This window comes from Neoakkermansia glycaniphila, from assembly GCF_001683795.1.
Lineage (GTDB): Bacteria > Verrucomicrobiota > Verrucomicrobiia > Verrucomicrobiales > Akkermansiaceae > Akkermansia > Akkermansia glycaniphila.
The window spans coordinates 1-5193 of sequence record NZ_LIGX01000036.1 but is presented as its reverse complement, the minus strand read 5'-3'; the positions used below and the strand labels follow the sequence as shown (position 1 = coordinate 5193).

Genomic DNA, 5193 nt, shown 5'->3' with positions numbered 1-5193 from the left:
GCATCTTCGAGTTCCCTTTGTTCGACTTTTTGGGAGATTGTTACGAACAGGATGCCGGGTGCAGCCGTTTCATCGCGCTGCATGAGGATTTGCCACATTCCATCCGGGCTGGTTCGGATCCAATGGGGATATGCCTGTTGAGAGGCTGCGTCGATTGTTTTCGTCAGAAGAGTGTCGAGTTCTCGTTTTTCAATCGAGGCGCCGTGGCGTTTTGCCCGGAGGGCATAGTAAAGGGCGCGGTTCAGGTCGCGGGGAAGCAGCCGGGTGCCGGTTTCGTAGTCGTAGCTGAGTTGCAGCATGGCTTCCGTGTTGCCTGTTTCGGCGCGCATGTAGTCGCGTACGAAGGCAAGATGGTCGGAGGGCGTAGGCGTGTTCGGTACGGTTGTTTTCTGTTGGGCGGCTGCCGAAGCAACGAAGATGGCTGCAGAGAGGAGAAGGGGGAGTTGTTTCATGATGTCTATCATGGTAAGGTGTTCCCTGTGCCGGGTCAAGCGGGAACTGCGGTTTTTGCTCGGCGTGTGGAGCTGAATGGCAGTTGCTTTCAGGGCAGGGTGAAGCGGCCGCCGGGGAGAGCGCGGAGGTGGCGGGTGATTTGCAGGCGGGCGAGGCGTGGGGTGAGTTCGTGGGCAGGGAGTCCGGTGGCGGGGCAGAGGGTGTCGATGCCGTCGTTTCCGATGCGTACGCTGTCGATGATGAGGAGGTCGAGGGGGTCGGTGAGGGGGAGTGACGTTGTTTCGCTTGCCGGGTGGGTGAAGAGGGGGAGTTCTCCCGGCTGAGGGCGGAGGTGGTTCCATCGCTGGTCGTCGAGGATGTCCTGAGGGCGGGTGACGAGGATGGCTCCATCGCGGATGAGGTCGTGGCAGCCCTGTGATTGCGGGCGGTCGATGGGGCCAGGGATGGCGTAGACGGTGCGGTTGTTTTCTCCGGCGAGGTGGGCGGTGTGCAGGGCTCCGCTGCGGGCAGGCGCTTCAACGACGAGTGTGGCCCTGCTCCACGCGGCGACGATGCGGTTGCGCATGGGGAAGCTGGATTTGCTCGGCTGCATGTCCATGGGGAATTCGGAGACGATGGCCCCGGATCCGTTTTCGATTTGGTCGGCGAGCGGGCGGTTTTCGGCGGGGTAGAGGCGGTTGATGCCGGAGCCGAGGATGGCGAGGGTGCGGCCGCGTGCCTCAAGGGCTCCGAGGTGGGCTGCGCTGTCGATGCCCCGGGCGAGGCCCGAGATGACGGTGATTCCGGTGTCGGCGAGTTCCCGGGCGAAGCGGCGGGCCTGCTGGTGGCCGTAGTGGGTGGCGAGGCGGGAGCCGACGATGGCGATGGAGGCGGCGCCGTCCTGTTCGTTCCATTGTCCGCGCGAGTAGAGGACGATGGGCGGGTCGTACATGGAGCGTAGGGCGGAGGGGTAGTCGTCGTCAAAGAGGGTGGTGATGCGCGTGCCGCAGGCTTCGGCGAGGGATAGTTCTTTGTCGAGGCTGGTGCATTGCCGCCAAGAGGCGATGGCCCGGCTGGTGGCAGAGCCGATGCCGGGGATTCTGCCGAGGTGTTCGACGGGCGCTTCGAGGATGAGTTCGGGGGCGGCGAAGTGTTCCAGCAGGGCCTGGATGCGGACGGAGCCGAGGCCCGGGATGAGGTTGAGGGTGATGAGGGCTTCGCGGGGTGTCATGGGAGGGGAGGTAGCGGGGGCGGCGTCAGGTTGTTTTTTGTTCCGGCTCCGGGATGGCGGGGAGGAGTTCGCGGTAGACGTCGAGGTGGGCGCGGATCATGTCTTCCCGGCGGTAGGGAGGGGGGATTTCCCGGGGTGTTTCGGGCGGGTAGGTGTACCACTGGGTGAGGGTGTCGACCATGACGGCGGTGTCGAGCGGGGGGACGTTGCCTTCGGGCAGGAAGACGTTGAGTTGTTCGCCGACGCCTCCGTGGCTGTAGCCCGCGACGGGGCGGCCGAGCGCGAGGGCTTCAAGGGTGGTTTTGCCGAAGGATTCGGGGACGTGGGTGAGGGATAGGGTGACGTCGCAGGCGCAGAGGACGTTGCGGAGGTCTCGGCGGTGGCCTGTCCAGGTGATGCAGGAGGCGAGGCCGGCTTTGTCGAAGGCGCGGACGAGTTCTTCCTTGTAGGCGGTTTTGCCTTTTTTGACTTCGCCTACGATGACGGCGTGGGCAGGGAGTCCGGCTTCGCGGAGGCCCTGCAGGATGGGGATGAGGTCGAGGTGGCCTTTGAGGCGGGTGATGCGGCCCGGGAGGCAGAGGGTGTATTTGCCGGCGAGTTCCGGGTACATTGTGTGCCATTCGCGGAGCCATGCGTCGGAGGGGCGGTAGCCGTAGCGGTCGAGGGCGGGGTCGATGGTGTTGGGGATGACGCGGATGATGTCGGCCGGGGTACGGGGATATTTTTCGAGGATGTGGTCGCGCATGCAGCCGGATACGGCGATGATGCGCTGGCCCCGGGTCATGATTTTCGAGTAGGCGTTGACGGAGTAGAATCCGTGGAAGGTGGTGACGAGGCCGGGCCTTTGGTCGGCGGGGATCATTTTCCACGCGAGGTAGCCGACCCATGCGGGTACGCGGGAGTGGAGGTGGAGGATGTCCGGACGTTCCTTGAGGATGAGGCGTTTCATGCGCGGGACTTCGCGCAGGGTGAAGAGGCTTTTTTTGCCGATGGAGCGTGCGTAGTGGATGGAACCCTGTTCTTTGAGTTTCGGGACCATGGAGCCGCCGGAGGAGACGACGATGTTGCGGACTCCTTGTGCGGAGAGTCCTTCACCGAGTTCGAGGACGACTTGTTCGACTCCGCCCGAGTGGAGGGAGGGCAGGAGGTGCATGACGGTGAGGGGGGCGGGCATGGCGGTGAGTCGGGTTCAGGGTTGCCGGTGGTGCAGCAGGGCCGGGTAGCGGTCGAGGATGCAGGAGGCGATGCGTTCCGCTTCGAGGAGCGGGGCGTGGGTGGTGGAGAGTCGGTGGCTGCGCGCCCATGTGCGGTATGGGGTGACGCGGTTTTCTTCGATGAGCATACGGAGGCCCTGGGCAACGCGGGAGGGCGTTTTGCTGCGAGGGGGCATGTCGAGGATGCCGACGGGGGCACCGGAGCCGAGGGATTCGTAGACCATGGAGACGCTGTCCTGCGAGACCCAGATGTCGCGAGCGGCTGCCAGATGGGCAGGTACCCATGCGGCATCCGTTTCTTCGACGGGGACGATGCGGATGCCGGGGCAAGCCTGCCGGAGGTCGGGTACGAAGTTTTGGGGGGTGCGGCGGGAGGTGGTGAGGACGAGGGGGATGTCGTTGTGCCGGGTGATGTCCGCCAGCTGGTTGATGAGGGTGTCTTCGTCCCAGTCGAATTCTTTGCTGGGGCCGCCGATGAGGATGAGGGTGTGTTTTTTCGGCGTTTCGGGGCTGGGTTTGATGCCGTGGAGGGCGCCGACGGTGGGGAGGATGCTGCTGCCGGTTTGCTGTTTGCCGATGAGGTCGTGGCGGGGGATGAGGCAGAGGTCGAACATGGTGGCCGGGAGGCTGGGTTTCATGCAGACGATGCCGAGGGCTTTGTAGTGCCGGGCCATGTGCAGGAGCGGGATGTGTGTGCCGTGGCCCGCTCCGAGGATGAGGTCGGGCGTGGGCAGGTCGAGTTCCTTGCCGAGGTAGAAGAGGCGTGCGGTCCGCGATTTGCCTTCGACGCTGACGACGAAGTATTCGTGGTTGCCGTCCGGTTGTCTCTGTCGGGCTTCCTCGATGAGTTCCCGAGCCAGGCCTTGTGTCTGGTTGAGGTGGCCTCGTTTGCCGTCGCTGACGATCCAGATGGTCATGCTTCAGTGATGTTGATGACGCGCCCGTGAAGGGTTGTGCCGAGGAGGGGGGTGTTTTCGGTGCGAGCCTGCAGCATGGCCGGGGTGACTTCGGTGGTGCCTTCGGGATCGAAGAGGATGAAGTCGGCGGCGGAGCCTTCGCGGAGTTCCGGTACGTCGAGGCCGAGGAGCTGGCGGGGGCGGACGGCGCAGGCCTGCAGGAGTTTTTGCCAGCCGATGTGGCCGGGGCGGACGAGGCTGGTGTAGAGGGCCGGGAGGTAGGTGTCGAGGGCGATCATGCCGTGCGGCGCGGAGCAGAAGTCCTGTTTTTTGGCGAAGGGGATGCGGGGGGTGTGGTCGCTGACGATGCAGTCGATGGTGCCGTCGTTGATGGCGGCGATGAGGGCTTCGCAGTCCGAGCGGTCGCGGAGGGGGGGGAGGGTTTTGAAGTTGGTGTCGTAGTCGCCGATGTTCTCGTGCGTGTAGATGAGGTGGTGGAGGGCAGCTTCGGCGGTGATGCGCTGGCCTTCGTTTTTGGCTCGGCGGATGATTTCCGTGCCTCCGGCGGTGCTGACGGTTTGGACGTGGATGGCGGCTCCGGCATCTCCGGCGAGGCGGATGATGGTTTCGATGCCGATTTCTTCGGCGCAGGAGGGTGTGCCGTGGAGGCCGAGGCGGTAGGAGGTGACGCTGGGATGGGCGTAGGTTTTTTCCGTGAGCTGCGGGAGGTCGCCGCGGAGGGCGAAGGTGAGGCCGAGTTCGCAGGCGTATTTCATGGCTCGGTAGAGCATGAGGAGGTTGTGCGGGATGTGGTCGGCATCGGTGATGAATTTGACTCCTTTGCAGCGCAGGGTGTCGTAGGGGGCCTGCTGTTCGCCTTCGCAGTTTTGCGAGATGCACCCGGCGGGGACGATGGAGATGCCGGGTTGTGCTGCGGCGATGTCCATGAGGCTGGTGATTTGCGCTCCGTTGTCGAGGACGGCGGAGGTGTTGGGCATGCACTGGAAGCCGGTGATGCCGCCCTGGCGGGCTGCTGCCGCAGCTGCGGCGACGCAGTACCCGGTTTCCTTGCCGGTGATGGAGATGTGGGTGTGCAGGTCGAAGAGGCCGGGGAGGATGTACAGACCCGTGGCATCGATGGTTCTGGCTCCTTCCGGGGCGGTGAGGGTGCCTGCGCTGCCGCAGGCGATGACGGTGCCGTCCGCGATGCAGAGGTCGATTTCCCGGCCTGAGGCGATGTCGGTGGCCTGCGAGATGAAGAGGATGATTTCAGGCTTCATGGCTTTGGGTCTGAGGTGTCAGATGGTAGAGGATGGACATGCGGGCGGCGATGCCGTTTTCGACCTGCTGGTTGATGAGGCAGTTGCGGTAGTCCATGGCGAGGTCGCAGATTTCGACGCCCCGGTTGACGGGGCCGGGG

5 protein-coding genes are annotated in these 5193 nt (G+C 64.4%); all 5 read right to left on the bottom strand.

What is annotated here, in order from left to right; all coding sequences use genetic code 11:
- A partial coding sequence (locus AC781_RS10190; RefSeq protein ID WP_141675876.1) for an SEL1-like repeat protein occupies positions 1 to 452 on the bottom strand: 452 nt, incomplete at its 3' end.
- A gap of 89 nt (positions 453 to 541) precedes the next feature.
- The gene (dprA, locus tag AC781_RS10185) at positions 542 to 1663 is read right to left on the bottom strand and encodes a DNA-processing protein DprA (RefSeq protein ID WP_067777453.1); all 1122 of its coding nucleotides are present in this window, start codon (positions 1661 to 1663) and stop codon (positions 542 to 544) included.
- A gap of 25 nt (positions 1664 to 1688) precedes the next feature.
- On the bottom strand, positions 1689 to 2837 hold the full coding sequence (locus AC781_RS10180; RefSeq protein ID WP_067777452.1) for a glycosyltransferase family 4 protein: 1149 nt from the start codon (positions 2835 to 2837) through the stop codon (positions 1689 to 1691).
- A 15-nt stretch (positions 2838 to 2852) separates the two neighbouring features.
- On the bottom strand, positions 2853 to 3794 hold the full coding sequence (locus AC781_RS10175) for a mitochondrial fission ELM1 family protein (RefSeq protein WP_067777450.1): 942 nt from the start codon (positions 3792 to 3794) through the stop codon (positions 2853 to 2855).
- Positions 3791 to 5053 (bottom strand): dihydroorotase, encoded by a 1263-nt coding sequence (locus AC781_RS10170; RefSeq protein WP_067773897.1) that lies wholly within the window; start codon positions 5051 to 5053, stop codon positions 3791 to 3793. The genes AC781_RS10175 and AC781_RS10170 overlap by 4 nt, the downstream gene beginning before the upstream one ends.
- Between the last annotated feature and the right edge of the window lie 140 nt (positions 5054 to 5193).

What these genes read in the sequence shown, in the direction of transcription:
- dprA (WP_067777453.1), bottom strand. Translation starts at nt 1,663, where the DNA reads ATGACACCCCGCGAAGCCCTCATCACCCTCAACCTCATCCCGGGCCTC.
- AC781_RS10180 (WP_067777452.1), bottom strand. Translation starts at nt 2,837, where the DNA reads ATGCCCGCCCCCCTCACCGTCATGCACCTCCTGCCCTCCCTCCACTCG.
- AC781_RS10175 (WP_067777450.1), bottom strand. Translation starts at nt 3,794, where the DNA reads ATGACCATCTGGATCGTCAGCGACGGCAAACGAGGCCACCTCAACCAG.
- AC781_RS10170 (WP_067773897.1), bottom strand. Translation starts at nt 5,053, where the DNA reads ATGAAGCCTGAAATCATCCTCTTCATCTCGCAGGCCACCGACATCGCC.